This window comes from Pseudomonas sp. LLC-1 (assembly GCF_002992185.1).
In the GTDB taxonomy this organism is placed as follows: Bacteria; Pseudomonadota; Gammaproteobacteria; order Pseudomonadales; family Pseudomonadaceae; genus Aquipseudomonas; species Aquipseudomonas monteilii.
In genome coordinates this window covers 1-23,479 of sequence record NZ_LUVY01000024.1, presented here as the reverse complement: position 1 = coordinate 23,479, position 23,479 = coordinate 1, and the positions used below count along the sequence as shown (strand labels likewise).

Below are 23,479 nucleotides of genomic sequence, written 5' to 3'. Positions count from 1 at the left end.
GGCGATAGGGCCAGTACAGGCTGATCAATCCTCCAGAGCCGAGTGGGCCGTCTCCCGACACATCAGCATAGCCACCAGCGCCACCAGTGCCGCCGCCAGCAAATACCCCGCCGGTGCCAGCTTGCTGCCCGTCACCTGTATCAGCCAGGTGGCAATGAACGGCGCAGTCCCGCCAAACAGCGCGTTGGCCAGATTGAAGCTCAGGGCAAAGCCACTGAAACGTACTCGGGTCGGGAAAATCTCCGCCAGCAGGCACGGCAAGGTCCCGTCGTTCATCGCCAGTATCGCCCCGAAGCAAATCTGGATCGCCAGGATCACCACCAGCGGCTGCCCATCGAGCAGGCGGAACAACGGCACGGTCAGCCCCAGGAACAACAGCGACGCCACCACCAGCATGGTCTTGCGGCCAAACTGGTCGGACAAACGCCCCATCAGGAAGATCAAGCCGATATAGGTGGCCAGCGACACCGTCGAGGCAATGAACGAATCCCGCTCGCTCATGCCCATTTCAGTGGACAGGTAGGTCGGCATGTAGCTAAGCAGCAGGTAGAACGCCACGGCGTTCAGGCAGGTAACGCCAATGCCGATGCCCAGGCTGCGACGGTGCTGGCTCATCAGCTCGCGTATTGGCGCCCGCGCCATGCAGGCTTTGTTTTCCAGGCGCTGCTCCATCTCCAGAAACTTGGGGGTGTCCTGCAGGCTCATGCGGATATACCGCCCCACCAGGCCAAACGGCGCCGCCAGCAGGAACGGCAGCCGCCAGCCCCATTCATGCAGGGCTTCGCTGCTGAGCAGCTCGTGCAGTACCGCCACGAATGCCGCACCAAACAGCAACCCCGCTGCCGTGCTGGCCGGCACGATGCTGGTGTACAAGCCACGCCGGCCAGGCGGGGCGTATTCAGCCAGAAACGCGGCGGCACCGGCGTATTCGCCCGAAGCCGAAAAGCCCTGCACCAGGCGGATCAGCAACAGCAGGCAGGGTGCCCACAGGCCGATTTGCGCATAACCGGGCAACAGGCCAATGCAAAAGGTGGATACCGACATGATCAGGATCGACCACGACAGTGCGTTGCGCCGGCCATGACGGTCGCCGAAATGGCCCCAGACAATGCCGCCCAGTGGCCGCACCAGGAACGACAGGGCAAACACTGCAAAGGTGGCCAGCAAGCCGGTGGTCTTGTCGGTTTGCGGGAAGAAGGTGGCGGCGATGATGGTGGCCAGGTAGCCGTAGGCGGCGTAGTCGAACCACTCGACGAAGTTGCCCATGAAGCTGGCCCGGGCGGCCTTGCGCAGGGCCTGGCGTTCGGCACTGAGCGCGGGGCCGTCGACGGTGGATGGGTCAAGTGTGGTGCTGGACATGACGGGTACCCTCTGGTTCTTTTAATTGGAGGCAGGGTCTGGTGGTCATACAGTGATTTTTTTGTTGTCTGGGCTGGCCTCGTCGCGGCTGAAGCCGCGACGAGGCACCAACGGTGCTTACTTGCGAATGATGTTGTGCTCCGGCCCATACGGGAACTTGGTGATGTTCTCGGCGCCGCTGTCGTTGACGATCAGGATGTCATGCTCGCGATACCCACCTGCCCCCGGTCGCCCTTCAGGCAGCATGATCATCGGTTCGATCGACACCACCATGCCCGGCTCCAGCACCGTGTCGATGTCTTCGCGCAGCTCCAGCCCGGCTTCGCGGCCGTAATAGTGGCTCAAGGTGCCGAACGAGTGGCCATAACCGAAGGTGCGGTATTGCAGCAGGTCGTGGCGCAGGAAAATCTCGTTCAGTTCACGGGCGATATCGCTGCAGCGCATGCCCGGACGTACCAGCTTCAAGCCGGCCTCGTGTACCTCGACGTTGGCCTGCCACAGGCGCAGGTGCTCGTCCGGGCAGTGGTCGAGGAACAGTGTGCGCTCCAGCGCGGTGTAGTAGCCAGCGATCATCGGGAAGCAGTTGAGGCTGAGGATTTCACCCTTGCCCACGCGGCGGCTGGTTACCGGGTTGTGCGCACCGTCGGTGTTGAGCCCGGACTGGAACCAGGTCCAGGTGTCCATCAGCTCGGCATCGGGGAAGCGCCTGGCAATTTCCCGTACCATCGCCTGGGTGGCATGCAATGCCACTTCATATTCAGGCACTTGATCGCGCAGCGCCTCTACCACCGCCGCACCGCCGATATCGGCCACCTGCGCGCCATGGCGAATCAGCGCCTGCTCCTCGGCCGATTTGATCATGCGCATGCGCATGCAGGGTGCACCGATGTCTACCAACTCGGCCTTGGGGTAGCAAGCGGCGAGCTTGCCGTGGTTCTGCAGGTTGAGGTGGTCATGTTCCACGCCGATGCGCGAGGCCAGCGGCAGGGCCTGCTGGATGGCGACGAAGAAGTTGTCGCGCTGCCAGTCGGTGTAGACGATGTTGTCAGTGCCCACCGTGCGCCGCCAGGGTTGCCCGCCGTCGATATTGGCACTGATCGAGACCACCTTGTCCTGGGTGATCACCAGTGCATAGGGGCGGCCGAACGAGCAGTAGAGAAAATCGCTGTAGTAGTTGACGTTGTGGTACGACGTGAAGATCGCCGCTTCGATGTCCTGCTCGTCCATGTAGGCCCGCAGCCGGGCATGGCGGGCCGCATATTCCTGGGCCGAGAAGGTTGGCTGCACCTTGTCGCCATTGCGGATTTTCAGGGTCTTGGGCATTTGCATGGTCGGGGTTCCTTGTCGTTGTGAGCACGCTGTTCAGGCTTGCCGCCTGAGAAGCATTGCAACAGAACCGACGAGGACGCTTTTGTATCTATCCGACCTGGAATTGGCGGGATGGCCACTGCAAAGGGGGCGCGATGCGCCCCCGGAAACACTGCTACTTCAGGTCAAAGCGGTCCAGCTCCATGACCTTCTGCCACGCGGCCACAAAGTCCCGGACGAACTTGTCCCCCCCATCACTGCTGCCATACACCTCACTCAACGCCCGTAACTGGGCATGCGAACCAAACACCAGGTCAACCCGGCTACCGGTCCACTTCACCTGCCCCGTCTTGCGATCGCGGCCTTCGAAGCTTTCGTTGTCTGCCGAAGTCGCCTTCCATTCCACGCCCATGTCCAGCAGGTTGCGGAAGAAGTCATTGCTCAAGGTGCCGGGCTTGTCGGTGAACACGCCCTGCTTGCTGCCGCCATGGTTGGCGCCCAGCACGCGCAGGCCACCGATCAGCACGGTCAGCTCCGGTGCGGTCAGGGTCAGCAACTGGGCCTTGTCCAGCAACAGCTTCTCGGCCTTGACGCTGTAGCGAGCCTTGGTGAAGTTGCGGAAACCATCGGCCAACGGTTCCAGCACGGCAAACGATTCGACATCGGTCTGCGCCTGGGACGCATCGACACGGCCCGGGCGGAACCCAACGCTGCCACTGTAGCCGGCATCCTTGGCGGCCTTTTCAACGGCGGCGGTACCTGCCAGCACGATCAGGTCGGCCATCGAGACCTTTTTACCGCCATTGTTGAAGTCGGCCTGAATCTTCTCCAGCGCCGCCAGCACCTTGTCTACACCCTGGTTTGCAGCCCAGCCCTTCTGCGGCGCCAGGCGCAAGCGGGCGCCATTGGCACCACCGCGCTTGTCGGAGCCACGGAAGGTCGAGGCCGATGCCCAAGCGGTGGAAACCAGCTCGCCCACACTCAAGCCCGACGCTAAAACCTTGGCCTTGAGGGCCGCAATGTCTTGTTCACTGACAGTGGATGCCTCAGCTTTGGGCAACGGGTCCTGCCACAGCAGCTCTTCATTGGGCATTTCCGGGCCCAGGTAACGCGCCAGCGGGCCCATGTCGCGGTGGATCAGCTTGTACCAGGCGCGGGCGAACGCATCCGCCAACTGCTCGGGGTTGTCCTTGAAGCGGCGGGCGATCGGTTCGTAGATCGGGTCGAAGCGCAGCGCCAGGTCGGAGGTCAGCATGGACGGTGCGTGCTTTTTCCCCGGGTCGTGCGCATCCGGTACGGTGCCTGCGCCCTTGCCTTCTTTTGGCCGCCACTGATGAGCGCCCGCGGGGCTTTTGGTCAGCTCCCACTCGAAGTTGAACAGGTTGTTGAGGTACTCGTTGCTCCACTTCGTCGGGGTCGACGTCCAGATCACCTCCAGCCCGCTGGTGATGGCATCACCGCCCTTGCCGCTGCCGAACGTGTTCGCCCAGCCCAGGCCCTGCAGTTCAAGGCCTGCGGCTTCAGGCTCGGGGCCGACGTTGTCGGCGGGGCCGGCACCGTGGGTTTTGCCGAAGGCGTGGCCACCTGCAATCAGCGCCACGGTTTCTTCGTCGTTCATGGCCATGCGGCCGAAGGTCTCGCGGATGTCCTTGCCCGAAGCCACCGGGTCGGGGTTACCTTCCGGCCCTTCCGGGTTCACGTAGATCAGGCCCATCTGCACGGCGGCCAGCGGGTTTTCCAGGTTGCGCTCGGCCGACAGGTCGCGGTTCTGCTCTTCGCCATGTTTGGCCGGCTCGGCCACCAGGTCGCCCTGGCCTGGCGGCTGGGCCTTGACCTGGTCCTTGCCGTAGCGGGTATCGCCCCCCAACCAGACCTTTTCCGAACCCCAGTACACGTCTTCATCGGGCTCCCACACATCGGCGCGCCCGCCCGAGAAGCCGAACGTCTTGAAGCCCATGGATTCGAGAGCGACGTTGCCGGTAAGCACGATCAGGTCGGCCCAGGAAATCTTGTTGCCATACTTTTGCTTGATCGGCCACAGCAGGCGCCGGGCCTTGTCCAGGCTGACGTTGTCCGGCCAGCTGTTGAGCGGGGCGAAACGCTGCTGGCCCGAGCCGGCGCCACCCCGGCCATCGCCAATGCGGTAGGTACCGGCGCTGTGCCAGGCCATGCGGATGAACAGCGGGCCGTAGTGGCCGAAGTCAGCGGGCCACCAGTCCTGCGAGTCGGTCATCAAGGCGGTCAGGTCTTTTTTCAGGGCCTGGAAGTCCAGGCTCTTGAACGCCTTGGCGTAATCGAAGTCCGGGTCAGGGCTGGACTTGGACGAATGTTGGTGAAGAATTCTCAGGTTGAGCTGGTCAGGCCACCAGTCACGGTTGGTGGTGCCGCCACCTGCGGTTTGATGGAACGGGCATTTCGATTCGTTCGACATCTGCGGGTACCTTTGGGTCGGTTATCCAGATTTCCGGTCTATGCCAGGTGTTCTTTCAGCCGAGCGTGTGGGCTCGTGCTACCCCTCATCAGGTCTACACGGGGCTTGCGAAGCTGTCACGGCGGGCCGGTGCGGTCTTGCACGCAGGTGCTGACACACCGCCCCCTCGCGGAATTCGCGGGGCCAGGGGAAAGACTAGCCGAGCTTGGGCAGACTTCTAATAGAGTGGCTGTTAGGGGGTGATAGGCTGGCTCTGTCAGGCGTTGGCCGGCACATCCATACAAGGCAAGCAGGCCGCCCCCATGCTTCAATACACCGCCAAGCCCTCTACCCCCGGAACCCGAGCCCAATGAACCGCAACGACCTGCGCCGCGTCGACATGAACCTGCTCGTGCTGTTCGAAGCCCTGATGATCGAACGCAACCTGACCCGCGTGGGTGAAAAGCTGTTCATCACCCAGTCCACCGTCAGCGCCGCCCTCGCCCGCCTGCGCGAGCTGTTCGACGACCCGCTGCTGATCCGTAGCGGCCGGGCCATGGAGCCCACGCCAAGGGCCATGCAGATCTTCAGGGAGCTGGGCCCGGCCATGGACGTGATTTCCGCCGCCATCAGCCGCGCCCGCGAGTTCGACCCGGCCAGCAGTTGCAACGTGTTCCGCCTGGGCCTGTCGGACGATGCCGAATTCGGCCTGTTCCCGGCCCTGCTGCAGGCCTTGCGCGAAGAGGCCCCGGACATCAGCGTGGTGGTACGGCGTGCCAACTTCCTGCTGATGCCCGGCTTGCTGGCCAGCGGTGAAATTTCGGTCGGTGTGAGCTACACCACCGACCTGCCGGCCACCGCCAAGCGCCGCAAGCTGCGTAACATCGGCGTACGGGTGCTGCGCGCCGACGACCGCCCCGGCCCGCTGACCCTCGACGAATACTGCGCCCGCCCGCATGTGATGGTGTCGTTCTCCGGCGACATGAGCGGCAATATCGACCTGGACCTGGCGCGCATCGGCCGTTGCCGCAAGGTGGTGCTGGCGGTGCCGCAGTTCGGCAGCCTGCGTGCCCTGCTACGCAATACCGAGATGATCGCCACGGTGCCGGACTACGCCGCCTGCGCCCTGGCCGACGACGGCAGCTTGCGCGCCGACCCGGCGCCGTTCGATATCACCGAGGCAGAGCTGTCGATGGTGTGGAGCGGCGCCCAGGACAACGACCCCGCCGAGCGCTGGCTGCGCGAGCGCATCCTGCAGTTCATGGCCACACAGTGACACATCGACCTCATCGATAGCCAACATGAATGCCATCAAGTTCCGTTGCGACCAGCCCGGGCGGAAGATGGCGGCATTCACTGAATCGTTGAGGGACCACCCCATGAAATCCGGCATGATCGCTGCCCTGCTCGCCTTGCTGGCCGCCCTCGGCGGTTGTGCCAGCCCGGCCACTACGGACACCGCACAGCCCTACGGGCACTTCTATTCGGCCACGGCCATCTCCAACGTTGCCCTGGCCCCCGGCCAGCGAGTGGCAGTATTGCTGGGACGGGATGCCGAGGCGACCCTTGCCTATCTCAGCAGCCACCGTACCCAGGGCGCCATACCCGCAGCAGGCCAGCGTGTCCCGGTGGCGACCCTGAACAGCGAAAGCCAGGCCTATGACTGGCTGGCGCGTTCACTGGCACAGCAGTTCTCCGAAGTGACGTTCTATGACGATCTGGACACACTGCTAGGCGACCACCCGGATGTGATCGTGCTGCTGGATACTGAGAGCCGTTTGGCCAGTGCAGGTATCGAGAGCCGCGTGCTAGCGCGTTTTTTCGATGATCAGCTGACCTATATCGGCCGTGCCGAAGGGCGTGCGAGCAAGCGCCTGGGCGATGTGGCGCGGGTGGCCGAGGATGAGCGGGCGGTGCAAACAGATGCCCTGCGGGACTTTGATGATTCGTTGCTGGCGTTATTGAAGGGTCGCGTTTAAGGGCCCCATCGCCGGCAAGCCAGCTCCCACAAGTACTGCGCAGGTTTCGAGGCCTGTGTAGTACCTGTGGGAGCTGGCTTGCCGGCGATAGGGCCGGTACAGGTTCTTACTTACGCCGCTGCATCCACGCCGCCCCCAGCCCACTGAGGCAAATCACCGAAATGCCCACCAGGCTCAAGGTGTCCGGCACCTGGCTGTAAATCACGAACCCGAGCAACCCGGCAAACACGATCTGGCAGTAGCTGAACGGCGCCAGCAACGCTGGCGCCGCATGGCGGAAGGCCTGGGTCAGCAGCAGGTGCGCCGTCATGCCAAAGCCCCCCAACGCCAGCATCAGCAACGCATGGTCCCAACGCGGCATTTCCCAGAAGAATGGCACCAGCGCACTCAACGCCAAGGTGTTGCACAGCCCCGCATAGAAGTTGCTGGTGGTCGGGCTGTCGTGCGCCGCCAGGATGCGCGTCAGCAGTTGGTAGAAACAGAACCCCAGCGCCGAACCGAACGGGTACAGAATGGCAGGGGTGAACATTGCTCCCCCCGGGTGTACCACCACCAGCACGCCGATAAAGCCCAACACCACCGCCACCCACTGCCCCACCGTCACCCGCTCTTTCAGCAGCGGTGCCGACAACGCGGTGACCAGCACCGGGGCAAGGAAGTTGACTGCCGTGGCCTCGGCCAGCGGCAGGTATTGCAGGCCCGTAGTGAACAACAGGCTGGTGCTGAGCAGGCTCAGGGCACGTAGCGTCTGCAACAGCGGCCGACGGGTGCGTAGCACGTTCATACCCGACTTGGGCAGAAAGATGCCGGCCATCAGCAGCGTATGCACTAAATAGCGTGCCCACACCACCATGATGATCGGGTACAGGCCGCCGAGGAATTTGGACAGGGCATCGTGGCTGGCAAACAGAAACGTCGCCACCACAACGAGGGCGATGCCACGCAGAGGTTGGTTGACGCCGGACAGCGGTGTGCTGGAACTCATGGCTCTCTCGATGACGGCGCGCCAGCAGGCAGCGCCCAGGGAAGGCCGCACAGGCATGGCCTGGCGGGTGCAACAGTTCGGATTCTAGAAGAGATGACGCAGCATAAGGAAGTTCAATTGCCGCTTGTCCAGGCCCACTGCATTTTCTGTTCGCTGATCGACCACTTTGTGCTCCGCGCGCATGGTCCGTGCCGTGCTGATCGTCGACCATCGACGCTGCCCCCTGCACACCCTACAAGGAATTTACATGCAAAGGCTCACCACCCGTAACGGCCTGGCCCTGCCCGCAATTGGCCTGGGCACCTGGCCGATGACCGGCATCGAGTGCACCCAGGCCGTGCGCCAGGCGCTGGACGTGGGTTACCGGCACATCGATACCGCCACCGCTTACGACAACGAAGCGGCTGTCGGCCAAGCCCTGCGCGACAGCGACGTGCCACGCGAGCAGATCCACCTGACCACCAAGGTGTGGTGGGACCGCCTGGAACCCAAGGCCATGCGTCAGTCACTGGAAGACAGCCTGCGCGCGCTGGGCACCGAGCACGTCGACCTGTTCCACATTCACTGGCCCGGCCAGGACTGGGACCTGGCCCGCAGCATCGAAACGTTGGTAGCACTGCGTGACGAAGGCAAGGCGCGGCATATCGGCGTGGCCAACTTCCCGCTTGGGCTGCTGCGCCAGGTGGTGGAAACCCTGGGCGCACCGTTGTCGGCCATTCAGGTGGAGTACCACGTGCTGCTCGACCAGCAACCGCTGCTTGATTACGCGCGCCGCCATGACCTGCTGCTCACCGCCTACACCCCGCTGGCCCGTGGCCAGGCGGCGGCGCAGCCGGTGATCCAGGCGATTGCCCACAAGCACGGCGTGCTGCCCAGCCAGGTGGCGCTGAAGTGGCTGCTGGACCAGGATGGCGTGGCAGCGATTCCCAAGGCCAGCAGCCGCGAAAACCAACTGGCCAACCTGGCAGCGCTGGACGTGCAACTGGATGACGAAGACCGTGCGGCGATTGCCGGGTTGCCGAAGGATCAGCGGGTGGTAAGCCCGCCGTTTGCGCCGGATTGGAATAGCTGAAGTTCATAAGCGCGACACGGGCCTTGTGGGAGCGGGCGCGCCCGCGAAGAAATCAACTCGGTGGCTGGCACCGGCTGCGCCGGTGTTCGCGGGCACGCCCGCTCCCACAAGGACTGCAAAAGCTTTTAGATTTTGAGTACGACCGCGTAAGCCGTCAGCCTGGCGTAATGACCTGCTTCAACCGCTCGCTCGCCGGCGCCGGCCGCCCGTACAGGTAACCCTGAAAGTGCGAACACCCTTCCGCCGCCAACCGACGCATCTGCTCTTCCGACTCCACCCCCTCGGCCGTGGTCTTGATCATCAGGCTGTTGGACAGGTCGGTGATGGCGCGAATGATCGACATTGCTTCGCGGCTGTCGCACATGTCGTGCACGAACGACTTGTCGATCTTGATCCGGTCGAACGGGAACGACCGCAGGTACCCCAACGATGAGTAGCCGGTCCCGAAGTCATCCAGCGAAATGGACACACCCAGGTCTTTCAACGCACGCAAGGTGCGCACGTTTTCCTCGCTGTTGCCCAGCAGTACCGATTCGGTAATTTCCAGCTCCAGCCGCTGCGGCGGCAGGCCGGAGTCGGCCAGCGCCAGGGCGACGATATGGACAAGGTTGCCATTTTTGAACTGCACCGCCGACAGGTTGACCGACACGGTCTGCTCGCTGTCCCAACTGGCCGCTTCCTGGCAAGCCAGGTTCAGTGCACGCGTGCCCAGTTCGTGGATCAGCCCGGTTTCTTCGGCAATGGGGATGAAGTCCATGGGCATGACCATGCCACGGGTCGGGTGCTCCCAGCGCAGCAACGCCTCGTAACCGGTAACGCTGCTGGTCTGCTGGTCGACCACCGGCTGATAGTGCAGCTGCAACTGGCCCAGATGCAGTGCGGTACGCAGGTCGGTTTCCACCAGGCGGCGCTGGCGGGCCGCGACGTCCAGCTCTACGTCGAAACACTCGTAGCGGTTGCGGCCATTGCGCTTGGCCTCGTACAGCGCCATGTCGGCATAACCGAGCAGCTGCTCGGCCTGGTCGTGGTCATCGGGGGCGATGGCAATGCCGATGCTCACCCCCACAGTGAACTGGTGCCCCTCGATCTGGAACGGCGGGCAGATGGCGTTGATCAACCGCTGCGCGGTGTTGCACGCGGCATCCCGGCCATCCAGGCCGGTCAGCACCACGGCAAACTCGTCACCCCCCAGACGGGCCAGGGTGTCGTGCTCGCGCAACTCGCGGCGCAGGCGTTTGCCCAGCTCGCGCAGCAGCTTGTCGCCAAAGGCATGGCCCAGCGAGTCGTTGATGTTCTTGAAGTTGTCCAGATCCAGGCACAGGGCGGCGGTCAATTTGGCGTTTTCGTCTCCGCGTACAAGCGCCTGGCGCAGGCGCTCGTGGAACAGGGTGCGGTTGGGCAGCCCGGTGAGCGCGTCATGGTGTGCCATGTGGTGGATCTGCGCATGGGCGGCCAGCTCTTCAGTGGCGTCTTCGGCCACGAACAGCACGTAGTCGGCCTGGCCCTCGCGGTTCTGGCTGAGCAAGGTACGGCTGCGCAAGGTGCGCGGGCCGCGGGCGGTGTCAACCCGGGTTTCGGCGGCGTGGCCTTTGGTAGTACGGGCACCACGGGCCAGTTGCTGCTCAAGGTAATCAGACGCCGCCGGGCTCAGGCACTCGCCAGGCAACTGCCCGATCATGCTGCGCCCCGGCCCGCCGAACAGGCGCTCGGCCTGCTGGTTGGCCAACAGGATGCGCTGGCTTTCCAGGTCCTGGACGATGACGCTGGCAGGAATGTTGGCAATCACCGAATCCAGGAACTGAGACAGCTTGGTCATTTCCTGGCTGTACTGCTCGGCCAGTTCCTTGGCCTGCAACAACTCCTGCTCCTGGCGATGGCGCTCGGAAATGTCACGGGTGACCTTGGCGAACCCCACCAGTTGCCCGGCATCGTCGTGCACCGCTTCGATGACCACATGGGCGTGAAAGGCAGTGCCGTCCTTACGCAGGCGCGAACCCACTTCTTCAAAGCGCCCGGTGCTGCGCGCTTGCTCCAGGTTCAGCGCCGGCAGCCCGGCTGCACGCTCGGCATCGCTGTAAAACAACGAGTAATGCTGGCCGACAATTTCATCGGCATGGTAGCCCTTGGCACGTTGGGCACCGGGGTTCCAGTTGGCGACAATACCCTCGGGGGTGAGCAGGTAGATGGCGTAGTCCACCACGCTCTGGATCAACAGCCGGTACATGATGTCGGGGTTTGCAGCTAGCGACATGAACTTTACCTGAACCCTCGAGGGGCATGAGAAGGGATCCCAACACGCTGTGGCCGGGTCTTGGAATGCGTTGATGGCATTATGCCGCTCATGACGATTTTGTGAAGTGGCTCACAAAAATCTCGCTATTCCCCTTCAAGGACGAACGAAGACGGATAAAGCCTCAATGGCGGGCGCCACTCACCAGGAAATTCAGCAAGTCAGGCTCATCGTCCAAGGCAATCGCCTGTGCCGGGCGCGACAGGTTCGCCAGCACAGCGTTGCAGAACGCCACCGCTGGCGGATCCTGTGCGTAGCAGCGCAGCAACCAGTCGCCCTCGCCGCTCAGCAACTGCAGCGCCACCGCCTGGCCGATACCCTGGCGGCGGTATTTCTTCAGGATGAACAGGTCGGCCAGTTCGAGGGCATCGATGCCCGGCAACTCGCTGCGTTCCACCAGTACGAAACCGGCGATGAAGCCGTCCGCCAGCACCAGGTAGGCGCCCCAACCGTCGTCCTGCCAGTAGCGCTGCAGGTGCTCGTCGTGGATGTAGAAGCGGCCATCCACTTCGACGTCTTCCTGCTCCCAGTCGGAGGACTCGTACGAATAGAACTGGTAGAGGTTACGGATCAGCGGGGCCTGGTCGGCGGTAGTCGGTAACAATGCGATCGGGAGCATGGTGCGGGCTCGGGGTAAAAGGCCGATTCTAGATGACAAGCGGCCGACAGCAAAAAGCCCAGGCCCTCCCCGCACGGAAAGGCCCAGGCCAAAACACTGTGAATCCAGGCTAGAACTCAGCCTTCCTGCAATGCACGCGGCCGATGGCTGCGCGCTTCGGCCTCCGGCGCTGCAGCTGCCTGCAGGTGGAAGTCGAACGCCAGTTCGGCAAAGCGCTCGCCCTGAACACCGCGATCACGCGCGGCAGCGGCATCTTCGACAAAGCGCAGCTCGCCAATCAGCCCGTCACGGGTGGCGTAGGCGAAGTCATCCCACAGGTACTTGTCGCCCTCGAAGTTGATCTGCGTGGTCAGGTGACGGTACCCAGGCGCCGAGATGAAGAAGTGCACGTGCGCCGGGCGCTGGCCGTGGCGGCCGAGCAGGTCCAGGCATTCCTGGGTCGGGCCCTGCGGGTCGCAGCCGTACCCCGACGGCACGATGGAGCGCGCACGGTAGCGGCCTTCGGCATCGGTGATGATGCGGCGGCGCAGGTTGTATTCGGACTGGGTCGAATCGAAGTACGAATAAGTGCCCTGGGTGTTGGCGTGCCAGAGGTCGACGGTGGCACCGGCCAGCGGCTTGCCATCGGCATCGAACACCTGGCCCTGAAGGAACATCACAACACCCGGGTCGGTGCCGTCGTCCATGCGCGCTTCGCCTTGCGCCAGCGGGGCACCGGCCACGTACAGCGGGCCTTCGATGGTGCGCGGTGTGCCGCCACTCAGGCCGGCTTCGGCGTCCTTGGCGTCTTGCAGCAGGTCGAGGAAGTGCTCGATACCCAGGCCTGCGGCCAGCAGGCCCGCCTCGTTACGGCCGCCCAGGCGGTTGAGGTAGTCAATGGCGTGCCAGAATTCGTCTTCGGTGATTTCCAGGTCTTCGACCAGGCGCGCGGTGTCCTGCAGGACACGCAGGATGATCTGCTTGAAGCGTGGGTTGCCCTCGGCATGGTCCAGGCCAGCCACCTTGTTGAAGAAGGCTTGAACATCGGCAGTGTGGGAAATTTTCACGGTCATCGTGCTTACCTCGTATTGTTCTTGTCGGGTAGTCAGGTGCGAATCAGCGGTCGTCGCTGTGGATCGACGAAGGGTGCCGGCACAGGCCGTTCACCTCGATGTCCATGTACGGGAACAGCGGCAGTTGCATCAGGGTATCGTGCAGCGCCTCGACGCTGGGCACATCGAACACGCTGTAGTTGGCATAGTGCCCGGCAATGCGCCACAGGTGGCGCCAGGTACCTTCGCGCTGCAGGCGCTGGGCCAGTTCCTTTTCGTCGGCCTTGAGCCGGGCGGCCTTGGCCGGGTCCATGTCGACGGGCAGTTTCACGGTCATCTTCACGTGGAACAGCATGATTATCTCCTTGTTTGCTGATCAGCGACGGGCGAAACGCGCCAGGCGCTGTTCGTCCAGGGTCAGGCCCAGGCCTGGGGTACGGGGAATGTGCAGCTGGAAGTCGCGGTACTGCGGCGGCTCGTTGACGATTTCTTCGGTCAGCAGCAGCGGGCCGAACAGCTCGGTGCCCCAGGTGAGTTGACGCAGGGTGAGGAAGGCGTGGGCCGACGCCAACGTGCCGATCGAACCTTCGAGCATGGTGCCGCCATACAGGGCGATACCGGCGGCCTCGGCGATTTGCGCAGTACGCAGCACGGCACGCGGGCCACCGTTCTTGGCGATCTTCAGCGCGAAGATGCTGGCCGCACCATCGGCGGCCAGGCTGAAGGCGTCCTCGACGCTTTCAATCGATTCATCGGCCATGATCGGTGCCGGGCTGCGCTGGTTCAGGCGCACCTGGCCACCCCGGTTGATGCGTGAAATCGGTTGTTCGATCAGGTCGATGCCGTTGTCGCCCAGTACCTGGCAGGCGCGAATGGCCTGGGATTCGTCCCAGTACTGGTTGACGTCGACGCGCACGCTGGCGCTGTCGCCCAGCTCACGCTTGATGGCCACCACGTGCTTGAGGTCCTGCTCCACCGGGTTGGCGCCGATCTTCAGCTTGAACACACGGTGACGGCGAATTTCCAGCATGTGCTGGGCTTCGGCGATGTCGCGGGCGGTGTCGCCACTGGCCAGGGTCCAGGCCACTTCCAGGCTGTCACGCACACGGCCGCCCAGCAGTTCGCTGACCGGCAGGCCCAGGCGCTTGCCCTGGGCGTCGAGCAACGCGCTTTCGATACCCGATTTGGCAAAGGTATTGCCCTTGGCCAGCTTGTCCAGCTTGAGCATGGCGGCGTTGATATTGTCTGCCGCCAGGCCGATCAGCGCCGGGGCCAGGTGCGCGTCGATATTGGCCTTGATGCCCTCGGGGCTTTCGTAGCCATAGGCCAGGCCGCCGATGGTGGTGGCCTCGCCGATACCTTCCACACCATCGCTGCAGCGCACGCGCAATACCACCAGGGTCTGTTGCTGCATGGTGTGCATTGCCAGCTTGTGCGGGCGAATGGTCGGCAGGTCGACGATAATTGCTTCTATGCGTTCAATCAGCGCGCTTGTCATTGTAGCCAGGTCCCGTCAGGTCGGGCTGCCAGTGGCAATCCCGAATGGTGCATTTACTTGCTTGTTCAAGGATTGCGCGAGACCCTGATGACCGTCCAATATCAAATGAATCTCCCACCATACCCTGGAGGTCTTGTGGAGCTGCGCCACCTGCGTTACTTCAAAGTCCTGGCCGAAACCCTCAACTTCACCCGCGCCGCCGAGCTGCTGCACATTGCCCAGCCACCACTGAGCCGGCAGATCAGCCAACTGGAGGACCAGCTCGGTACCCTGCTGGTGGTGCGCGAACGCCCGCTGCGGCTGACCGAGGCGGGTCGCTTCTTCTATGAGCAGACCTGCACCGTGTTGCAGCAATTGCAGAATATCAGCGACAACACCCGGCGCATTGGCCAGGGCCAGCGCCAGTGGCTGGGCATCGGCTTTGCCCCCTCGACCCTGTACAACGTGCTGCCGGAGCTGATCCGCGAGCTGCGCCAGGACAGCGAGCTGGAACTGGGCCTGAGCGAGATGACCACGCTGCAGCAGGTGGAAGCGTTGAAGAGCGGGCGCATCGACATCGCCTTCGGGCGTATTCGCATCGATGACGCGGCCATTGCGCAACAGGTATTGCGCGAGGACCCGCTGGTGGCCGTGCTGCCCAAGGGCCACCCGCTGGCGGGCAGCCCGCTTAGCCTTGCCCAGCTGGCGAGCGAGGCCTTCATCCTCTATCCGGCCAACCCCCGACCCAGTTATGCCGACCACGTACTGGCGCTGTTCGCCCAGCACGGCATGAGCATCCGCGTCAGCCAGTGGGCCAACGAACTGCAAACCGCCATCGGCCTGGTGGCGGTGGGCGTGGGGGTGACCCTGGTGCCGGCGTCGGTGCAACAGCAGCACCGTACCGATATCGAGTATGTCGGTTTGCTGGATAGCGGCGCGGTCAGCCCGATCATCCTCAGCCGCCGCAAGGGTGATGTGAGCCCGGTCGTGCAGCGGTGCCTGACGTTGATCGAACGGCAAAACCACTAGCCCGCCGCCCGTATACCCATCGGTATATGGATGTTCCCGTTGTTCTGTTTCATGCTCCGCCACGCGAATCGCGAAACGCCCGGGCTGCAAGAACAGATCAATAACAAACAACGGGAGTCGAACATGGCGGGACGTCTCAACGGCAAGGTAGCGCTGATTACTGGCGGCGCGGGGGGCTGCGGGCTGGCTGCATCGCAGCTGTTTGCAGCTGAAGGGGCTCGGGTGGGCATTGTCGACCTGCCAGGCAGCAAGGGCGCCGAGGTAGCCCGGGCACTGCGCGATGCAGGCCACGACGTTATTTTCGCGGCGGCCGATGTGTCGGACGCACAGCAAGTGAAGGCGGCAGTGGCGGCTGTAGAGCAAGCCTTCGGGCACATTACCGTGCTGATGAACCACGCCGGCATCCTCGCCGCCCTGCCCTTTCTGGACACCAGCGAAGAAGAGTGGGACCGGGTGATGGCAGTGAACGTGAAAAGCATGTTCCTGGTCACCCGCGCCGTCCTGCCGGGCATGCTGGCCGCCGGTGGCGGCAGCATCGTCTGCACCTCATCCATCTCGGCTGTGGTGGGCACACCCATGGAGGTGCTGTATTGCACCAGCAAGGGCGCCACGCACATGTTCGCCCGGGCCATCGCCGTGGAGTTCCGTGACCGGGGCATCCGCGCCAACGCCATTTGCCCAGGCTTTATCGCCACCGCCCACGGCCTGCGCGAGATCGACATGCTGCGCCGGCATGGCGTGGATGTGAGCGAAGAAGCCATTGCAGCCGCCCAGGGGCGCTTGTGCGAGCCTTCGGAAGTGGCCAGCGCAGCCTTGTTCCTGGCCAGTGACGACGCCAGTTTCGTCAACGGCGCACACCTGTTTGCCGACAACGGCTACACGGCCATCTGAGCAGAAGAACAACAAGCAGGAGAGACCAACGTGACCACCTCTTCCAACAACATGCACATCAACGAATTTGGCCTGGAACACGCGCATTGGCGCAACTGGGCCGGCAACCAGTCCTGCATCCGTGCAGCACGCGGGGCGCCAGCCAGTGAAGACGAACTGTGTTCGATGGTGAACCAGGCCAGCAGCAATGGCATGAATGTGCGCGTGGCCGGTTCCGGACATTCCTTTACCCCGGTGGCGCTGACCAATGGCCTGCACCTGAGCCTGGCCAACATGAGTGGCGTGCGCCACATCGACCCTGAGAAAAAGCGCGTCACCGCTGCCGCCGGCACCACCATCAATGCCTTTGGCAAGGCACTGCGTGCAGCGGGCTTGTCGATGGTCAACCAGGGCGACATCGACAGCCAGTCGATTGCCGGCGCCCTGACCACCGGCACCCACGGCACCGGCCTTACCTTGGGCAACCTGGCTTCGTCCATCGTTGGCATGAAGCTGGTGCAGCCTAATGGCGAAATCCTTGTGGTGGACGAAAGCACCCCCGACCTGCTGCAGGCTGGCCGGGTTTCTCTTGGCGTGCTGGGCATCGTTTCGGAACTGACCTTGCAGGTAACCGACAGCTTCAACCTGCACGAGCGCATCTGGCGCGAAGACTTCGAAAGCGTGATGGAAAAGCACGATGAGCTGGCGCGCACGCACCGCCACTTCAGCTTCTTCTGGTGCCCCTACGAACAAAGCCGCCACTGCTATTGCCTGCCCGATACTGCCGCCACCTCCACCACCGGGCGCACTACCGACGTGTGCGAAGTGAAGGTCATGGACATTACCGACCGCCCGGCCTGGGAGAGCGAGTTCGAGAAAGTGGCATACAGCTCGGATGTGTACCCGATCGAGTACCTGCCCAACTTCCACGAACTGGAATACGCCGTGCCACTGCGACACAGCAAGGAAGCGCTGCGGGCAGTGCGCAAGCTGATGCTGGAGGACTTCCCCGAGGCCATCTACCCCATCGAGTACCGTTTCACGGCCGGTGACGGCGCATGGATGAGCCCGTTCTTCGAGCAGGACAGCGTGACCATTTCGGTGTCTGGCCAACCGGGTACCGATTACTGGGACTACCTGCGGGCGGTGGATCAGATTCTGCGCTCGTATGGCGCCAGGCCGCACTGGGGCAAGCTGCACTTCCTGACCGGTGAGGATGTGAGTGCCATCTACCCGCGGGCTGAGGACTTCCGTAATTTGCGCCGGCAGCTTGACCCTCAGGGCATCTACCTGAGCGAGCACCTGAGCCCGCTGTTCAAATAACCTGCTGCTTTCACATCCCGGGGCTGCGTTGCAGCCCATCGCCGGCAAGCCAGCTCCCACAGGTACGGCGCTTGGCTTGAGGTCAGTGCGGTCGGTGTGGGAGCTGGCTTGCCGGCGATGGGCCGCAAAGCGGCCCTTTGCTTTATCAGGCCTTGGCCAGGTAGTCGATGAACAGGCGGAACAACTCGGCGTTGGTGGAAATCTCCAGACGCTGGTAGATGTTGTGCTTGTGCACCTTCACCGTCCCATCGGAAATACTCAGCTGCCGCGCAATCGACGCATTGCTGTGCCCCTGCAACAGCAACTTGGCGATCAGGCGCTGGGTCTCGGTCAACTGCCCTTGCAGGATCTCGACAAAGGCATCCTCCAACACCGCCCCCTCCGGCGTAGCGCGCAGGCAATCGGCATAACGCAACCGGCAATGCTGACCGAACACCGACGCCAGCAGTGGCGCCATGCCCGCCAGCAGCTCCATTTCAACAGCACTGAAATCGCCACTGCCGTGGTTGCGCATCAGCGAATAGACCATCGCCACCTGGGGCCGCAACGGCATGATGAAGCCCACCTCTTCTACCGCCGTGCCGTAGTCGGACGACACACAAGGGTGGATATCCTTGGAGATGGCAAAGCCCGAAGAGAAGAAGCAGTCAGGCGCCAGCTCGCTCATGCGCCACACCCCGGCCGGATGCTCGTTGACGCAGGCAACGTAGAAAGGATCGAGCAGGTAACCGCCTCGCACGTAGGCATTCAGGGTGCGCTCGGTTACCGAATGGTTGTAGCCGTTATGCACCAGCAGCGCAGGCTGGTTGAACTGGAACAGGTAAGCGCAACTCATGTCGAACGCCAGCGTGCTCCGCAGCCAGGCATCCAGCGCCGGCCCCAGTCGCTCGCTGCCGATCGCCTCGATTACCGCCGCCAGCCCCTTCGCCTCATCTTTTGTCATTGTTCACCACGCTCTCGTGCACGGAAGGCCTGTGCGACCTTACCGGCTTGATTGGCAAAAAGCACAAAATCCGGGGCGCCCTGGACGCTCCGGATCATGTGCATGACGTTTTTGGCTCAGGACGGCTCGGCCGCTACCTTGAACGCACCAGCGGCATCATCCTGGCGCCCCATCTCCTGCGCCTTGGGCACCGCCAGCCAACTGGCCAGCAGCATGGCGATCAAGCCACCACTGAGCTTGCCGATCATCAGCGGCAGTATCAGCGAGGGCTGGAAGTTGGCCGAGAAGGCCATGTGGTCGCCAAAGGTAAAGGCGGCGCACACCGAAAAGGCGATCACCAGCACCTTGTCCTTGGGCGGCATTTCGCTGACCAGCCGGAACATGGCCAGGATATTGGCCGAGGCCGCCAGCACCCCGGCCGCACCGACACCGGACATGCAAAAGCGCGAGGCCACCCGCTCGATCGGCCGCGCCAGGAAGCGCTTGAGCAGGTGCACCATGGGGAACGCACCGCACAGCATCAGGCCGATGTAGCCGGCTATTTCCAGGGCACGGAACTGGTCGTCGGCGTCGGCAATGATTGGCGCGAACCCCCAACTGCCGAACAGGTGGCTGAACAGGCCGGTGAAGTACTGCACGATGGACGCCACCAGCACCAGCACCACGGCGATGTACATGAACTGGCCGAGCTTGAGGAACAGGTACACCATCAGCGTCGGGAAATAGCGCAACGCCGCCGCCAGGGCGATACAGAACAAAATCAGCGGCATCAGGTTGCGCAGCAGCATCGCCCAGGTGAAGTGCAGCGCCTGGGTGGCGGCGCCAGTGGTGGCGATGTCGGGGCGCACGCTCAGGCCCAGGGCCTGCATGGCCATGGCGATGATCATGATGCTCAGCGGGATGGTCAGCAGCCCGGCCATGATCCCCAGGGCCATGTACTTGTGGTCGACCTTGCGCAACATGGCCAGCCCCACCGGGATGACGAAGATGATCGTGGCGCCGCACTGAAAGCCGGTAATCAGGCCCAGGATCCAGCCTTCGGGGCTTTGCGCCAAGGCCTTGGCCAGCTGATAGCCGCCCATGTCCGAGGCGATGAAGATGGGGCCGGCAATGCCGGGGTCGGCACCGATGGCCAGGAACAGCGGCGCGATCACATGGCTGATGCCCGCCGAAATGTAGGGGATCGCCGCCATGATGCCCGCTACCGGGATGAAGATGGGGCCGATGCTGTGCAGGCCGGCGATGAACTCCTGGCCCAGCTCGCCCTCGGGATTATAAATGGATGCCACCGCACCCAATACCGCGCACACCATGATGACGTAGATGACATAGGTGCCGATGCTTTCCATTTGCCGCCTCATTTTTAGAGTTGTCGGGTTGGCAGGACTGAAAGGTCACGGGGCATCGTTGTTGTTATGGCGTGTGCAAGGTGCGCCCCGTCGAGGGGTTAAGCTATGCGGCAAGGTGATGGGCTGTCCATATACCGGGAGGTATATGCAGTTGTTCGCCTGACACAGGTCCTGTGGGAGCGGGCATGCCCGCGAAGCAGGCGACTCGGTACATGGCACCGGCTACGCCGGTGTTCGCGGGCTCGCCCGCTCCCACAGGGTATGTGATCGGCTCAGATATGTGGTTGAGTGCGACGGTGGTAAGCCACCAACAGGAACACGAACCACAACGGCATCACGCACAGCGCCAACCGGGTATCCGGTTGCAACGCCAACAGCACCAACACAAAGGCGAGAAAAACCATGCTGGTGACCGCCATCGGCACCCCGCCCGGCAGCTTGAACTGCGAAGCCTGGTGCGCGGCCGGGTTGCGCTTGCGGTAGGCAAGGTACGCCGCAAGGATCATCGACCAGGTGAAAATCACCAGAATCGCCGACACCGTCGAGATCAGTGTAAACACCGTCATCACCTCGGGAATGATGAACAGCAGGCTCAGCCCGATCACCATGCACACCCCGGAAAACACCAGGCTGTATACCGGCACACTGAGTGCCGAAAGCCTGGCGAACACGGCCGGCGCGTTACGCCGCTCGGCCAGGCCGAACAGCATCCGGCACCCCGAATAGACCCCACTGTTTGCCGAGGACGCTGCCGACGTCAGCACCACGAAGTTGATCATGCCTGCCGCCGCCGGGAAGCCCGCCAGCAGGAACAGTTCGACGAAGGGGCTGCGGTTGGCCGGCACTTCTGCCCACGACACCACGCTGATGATGCACACCAGCGCCAGGATGTAGAACAGCAGGATGCGCAGCGGGATGGTGTTGATCGCCTTGGGCAGCGAGCGCTGCGGGTTTTTCGCTTCTGCCGCCGTGGTGCCGATCAGCTCGGTACCGGCAAACGAGAACACGGCAATCTGGAACCCGGCGAAGAAACCGCTGATGCCATGGGGCAACACGGCGCCCGGCGCGACCACATTGGACAGCGAGGCCACCACACCATTGGGCGAGGTATAGGACGTGGCGATCATCACCGCCGCCGTGATGATGAGTAGCACGATGGCGACGATCTTGATGATGCCGAACCAGAACTCCACCTCACCAAATATACGGACCGCCAGCATGTTCAGCCCCAGCAGCACGAACAGGGTGAAGAACGCCGGCACCCAGGCTGGCGTGTCCGGGTACCAGTACTGGAAGAACCCGGCCACTACGACCACGTCCCCCACCACCGCCACACTCCAGCTCAGCCAGTACGACCAGCTCAGCACGAAGCCGGCGCGCGGGCCCAGGTAATGGGCGACGATATCGGCAAACGACTTGAAGCGCAGGTCGGACAACAGCAGCTCGCCCATGGCGCGCATGACGAGGAACACGAAGAACCCGAGAATGGCGTACACCAGCAGGATCGAGGTACCGGACAGCGCAATCACCTTGCCCGAGCCCATGAACAGGCCCGTGCCGATGGCGCCGCCGATGGAAATCAGCTGGATGTGGCGGTTTTCCAGTGTGCGTTGCAGGTGCCCGTCACGGTCGGGCGTTACCGGTTTGCTTTGCTCAAGGCTTGCGGGCATGTCTTGCATGGCGACCTCTTGTTATTGTTGGTCTGCAGGTTGTGCTACGCCGTGCCAGGCCTGCACGGGGCCTGGCCACGGGGTGTTGTGCCGGTCAGCGCGCGCTTTCGAACCCTTGCAGGGTGTTCACCGCATTGATGCCGATTTCGTCGACCATGTAGCCGCCTTCCATCACGAACAGGGTCGGGATGCCGGCACTGGCGATCTCGGCGCCCATGCGCAGGAAGTCTTCGCTGGTGAGCTTGAAGTGGCTGATCGGGTCATCCTCGAACGTGTCCACACCAAGCGACACCACCAGGAATTCGGGCTTGTGCGCGACGATGCGCTTGAGCGCGTCCTGCAGGGCTGGCTGGTACTGCGCCCAGCGCGTGCCTTTACCCATCGGGTAGTTGGCGTTGAATCCCTCGCCCGCACCTGCGCCCTGCTCATGGGCGTAGCCGGAGAAGTACGGGTAGGACACATGCGGGTCGCCATGCAGGGAGGCGAAGAACACGTCAGGGCGGTCGTAGAAGATGTTCTGTGTGCCGTTGCCATGGTGGAAGTCCACGTCCAGCACCGCCACACGCCTGGCGCCCTGGCTGAGGCAGCGCTCTGCAGCGATGGCGGCGTTGTTCAGGTAGCAATAGCCACCCATGTATTCGCGAGCCGCATGGTGCCCCGGTGGACGGCACAGGGCGAAGGCACTGTTGGCGCCGTCGATGATGCGCTGCATGCCGGTGAGGGCAACGTTGGCGCTGCTGCGCACGGCCTCCCAGGTGCCGGCCGTGATCGGCGCACCCGCGTCCATGGCATAGAAACCCAGCTTGCCGTCGATGAAGCCGGGTTCGCGGTCGATGGCCAGGTCACGCACCGGCCATACCAGCGGCAGTGCATCATGGCGCTTGCCGGTGGCGGCCCATTCCGACCAGGCGGTTTCCAGGAAGGTGACGTAGCGCTCGCTGTGCGCCGCCACATAGCAGGCGCGGTCGAAGGATTGCTCGGCAATCACATCGCCCAGGCCGGTGCTGTGCACCCGGGCCAGCACGGTGTCGGCGCGCCGGGGGTTTTCGAACGAGGGCGTGATGGCGCCGTCCTTGAGTTCCGAGCCGTGGTGCAAGCGGTGGTTGTTGCTAAAGACTGTCAGCACGCGAATGTCCTTTTTCAAGGGGTTACCGGATAACCAATTTTCGCGAGAGCACGCTGAAAATGCTTTGCTTTATGCTCATTCGCACCCGATGATTGAGCAAAGTATTCACAGAGTCAGCCTGTTATGAGCAAAGCTTTTGCCATTGAACAACTGGACGACACCGACCGCGAGCTGCTGCGTCTTTTACAGGAAGACGGCACCCTGTCGAGTGCTGCGCTGGGCGAGCGCCTGTCGATGACCGTGACGCCTTGCTGGCGCCGACGCAAACGCCTGGAAGAGCTGGGCATCATCAAGGACTACCAGGCCAACCTTGACCGCCGGAAGCTGGGCTACGACGTGATGGCGTTTGCCCAGGTGCGTTTTGGTAACCACTCGGCCGAAGCGCCGGATGAGTTCGAGCAGGTGATTCTGAAGCTGCCGCAGGTGTTGTCGTGCCACAAGGTGACCGGCGAGGCTGACTATGTACTGACGGTTTTGGCGACTGATCTGGAGAGTTATGGGCGGTTTGTGGAAGAGGTGTTGCGCAGGCAGCCGGGGATTGCCTCGATCCAGTCGAGTTTGGCGTTAAGGGAAGTGAAGGCAGTTTCCCGGATACCGGTGGCATGAAGGCTTACCCGATATGCTTTTGACTTTTGTGGG

At 63.1% G+C, this 23,479-nt stretch carries 20 protein-coding genes; 7 read left to right on the top strand and 13 right to left on the bottom strand.

The features are described from left to right. Positions 1–24 precede the first annotated feature (24 nt). From A0O30_RS25635 to katG, 3 genes are all read right to left on the bottom strand, one after another. A complete protein-coding gene (locus A0O30_RS25635; protein ID WP_016715688.1) occupies positions 25–1,359 on the bottom strand; it encodes an MFS transporter in 1,335 nt (444 codons plus the stop codon). A 117-nt stretch (positions 1,360–1,476) separates the two neighbouring features. Beyond that, complete coding sequence (locus A0O30_RS25630; protein ID WP_105948552.1) at positions 1,477–2,688, bottom strand: M24 family metallopeptidase; 1,212 nt, start codon at positions 2,686–2,688, stop codon at positions 1,477–1,479. Positions 2,689–2,842: 154 nt separating this feature from the next. Beyond that, positions 2,843–5,098, bottom strand: coding sequence for a catalase/peroxidase HPI (gene katG / locus A0O30_RS25625; protein WP_060497104.1), 2,256 nt, complete (start codon positions 5,096–5,098; stop codon positions 2,843–2,845). A gap of 349 nt (positions 5,099–5,447) precedes the next feature. Here katG and A0O30_RS25620 point away from each other — a divergent pair, with 349 nt between their 5' ends. Next, positions 5,448–6,353 (top strand): LysR family transcriptional regulator, encoded by a 906-nt coding sequence (locus tag A0O30_RS25620; protein ID WP_105948551.1) that lies wholly within the window; start codon positions 5,448–5,450, stop codon positions 6,351–6,353. A gap of 25 nt (positions 6,354–6,378) precedes the next feature. Next, entirely contained in the window at positions 6,379–7,056 is a 678-nt protein-coding gene (locus tag A0O30_RS25615) for a hypothetical protein (protein ID WP_218274927.1), read from the top strand. Positions 7,057–7,162: 106 nt separating this feature from the next. Here the strand turns inward: A0O30_RS25615 and A0O30_RS25610 are convergent, their stop codons facing one another. Continuing rightward, positions 7,163–8,041, bottom strand: a complete 879-nt coding sequence (locus A0O30_RS25610; RefSeq protein WP_060497105.1) for a DMT family transporter — start codon at positions 8,039–8,041, stop codon at positions 7,163–7,165. A gap of 247 nt (positions 8,042–8,288) precedes the next feature. Here A0O30_RS25610 and A0O30_RS25605 point away from each other — a divergent pair, with 247 nt between their 5' ends. Further along, on the top strand, positions 8,289–9,113 hold the full coding sequence (locus A0O30_RS25605) for an aldo/keto reductase (protein WP_105948550.1): 825 nt from the start codon (positions 8,289–8,291) through the stop codon (positions 9,111–9,113). A 154-nt stretch (positions 9,114–9,267) separates the two neighbouring features. On the opposite strand, the gene A0O30_RS25595 is transcribed toward A0O30_RS25605, so the two are convergent. From A0O30_RS25595 to A0O30_RS25575, 5 genes are all read right to left on the bottom strand, one after another. Further along, positions 9,268–11,364 (bottom strand): bifunctional diguanylate cyclase/phosphodiesterase, encoded by a 2,097-nt coding sequence (locus tag A0O30_RS25595; protein ID WP_105948548.1) that lies wholly within the window; start codon positions 11,362–11,364, stop codon positions 9,268–9,270. Positions 11,365–11,527: 163 nt separating this feature from the next. Then, positions 11,528–12,022 (bottom strand): GNAT family N-acetyltransferase, encoded by a 495-nt coding sequence (locus A0O30_RS25590; RefSeq protein ID WP_105948547.1) that lies wholly within the window; start codon positions 12,020–12,022, stop codon positions 11,528–11,530. 116 nt (positions 12,023–12,138) lie between these two features. Then, positions 12,139–13,074 carry a catechol 1,2-dioxygenase gene (gene catA, locus A0O30_RS25585; RefSeq protein ID WP_105948546.1) on the bottom strand — a complete coding sequence of 312 codons (936 nt, stop codon included), beginning with the start codon at positions 13,072–13,074 and terminating at the stop codon, positions 12,139–12,141. 43 nt (positions 13,075–13,117) lie between these two features. Beyond that, entirely contained in the window at positions 13,118–13,408 is a 291-nt protein-coding gene (gene catC / locus A0O30_RS25580; RefSeq protein WP_060497109.1) for a muconolactone Delta-isomerase, read from the bottom strand. 21 nt (positions 13,409–13,429) lie between these two features. After that, complete coding sequence (locus tag A0O30_RS25575) at positions 13,430–14,551, bottom strand: muconate cycloisomerase family protein (RefSeq protein ID WP_060497110.1); 1,122 nt, start codon at positions 14,549–14,551, stop codon at positions 13,430–13,432. Positions 14,552–14,686: 135 nt separating this feature from the next. Here A0O30_RS25575 and catR point away from each other — a divergent pair, with 135 nt between their 5' ends. The 3 genes from catR (at position 14,687) to A0O30_RS25560 (ending at position 17,752) form a co-directional block, all read left to right on the top strand. Next, positions 14,687–15,559 (top strand): HTH-type transcriptional regulator CatR, encoded by an 873-nt coding sequence (catR, locus tag A0O30_RS25570; RefSeq protein WP_060497111.1) that lies wholly within the window; start codon positions 14,687–14,689, stop codon positions 15,557–15,559. A 123-nt stretch (positions 15,560–15,682) separates the two neighbouring features. Continuing rightward, positions 15,683–16,450 (top strand): SDR family NAD(P)-dependent oxidoreductase, encoded by a 768-nt coding sequence (locus A0O30_RS25565; protein WP_105948586.1) that lies wholly within the window; start codon positions 15,683–15,685, stop codon positions 16,448–16,450. A 30-nt stretch (positions 16,451–16,480) separates the two neighbouring features. After that, complete coding sequence (locus A0O30_RS25560) at positions 16,481–17,752, top strand: D-arabinono-1,4-lactone oxidase (protein ID WP_104834566.1); 1,272 nt, start codon at positions 16,481–16,483, stop codon at positions 17,750–17,752. Positions 17,753–17,897: 145 nt separating this feature from the next. On the opposite strand, the gene A0O30_RS25555 is transcribed toward A0O30_RS25560, so the two are convergent. The 4 genes from A0O30_RS25555 to A0O30_RS25540 all read right to left on the bottom strand — a co-directional run bounded on the left by A0O30_RS25555 (position 17,898) and on the right by A0O30_RS25540 (position 22,840). Beyond that, the gene (locus tag A0O30_RS25555) at positions 17,898–18,695 is read right to left on the bottom strand and encodes a helix-turn-helix transcriptional regulator (protein ID WP_105948545.1); all 798 of its coding nucleotides are present in this window, start codon (positions 18,693–18,695) and stop codon (positions 17,898–17,900) included. 116 nt (positions 18,696–18,811) lie between these two features. Beyond that, positions 18,812–20,044 carry an ethanolamine utilization protein EutH gene (gene eutH, locus A0O30_RS25550; RefSeq protein WP_105948544.1) on the bottom strand — a complete coding sequence of 411 codons (1,233 nt, stop codon included), beginning with the start codon at positions 20,042–20,044 and terminating at the stop codon, positions 18,812–18,814. A gap of 272 nt (positions 20,045–20,316) precedes the next feature. Then, the gene (locus tag A0O30_RS25545; RefSeq protein ID WP_105948543.1) at positions 20,317–21,723 is read right to left on the bottom strand and encodes an amino acid permease; all 1,407 of its coding nucleotides are present in this window, start codon (positions 21,721–21,723) and stop codon (positions 20,317–20,319) included. Between the two features lie 85 nt (positions 21,724–21,808). Further along, positions 21,809–22,840 (bottom strand): histone deacetylase family protein, encoded by a 1,032-nt coding sequence (locus tag A0O30_RS25540; RefSeq protein WP_105948542.1) that lies wholly within the window; start codon positions 22,838–22,840, stop codon positions 21,809–21,811. A gap of 123 nt (positions 22,841–22,963) precedes the next feature. Between A0O30_RS25540 and A0O30_RS25535 the strand changes: the two genes are divergently transcribed. Further along, the gene (locus tag A0O30_RS25535) at positions 22,964–23,446 is read left to right on the top strand and encodes an Lrp/AsnC family transcriptional regulator (RefSeq protein ID WP_105948541.1); all 483 of its coding nucleotides are present in this window, start codon (positions 22,964–22,966) and stop codon (positions 23,444–23,446) included. The last annotated feature ends 33 nt before the right edge of the window (positions 23,447–23,479 follow it).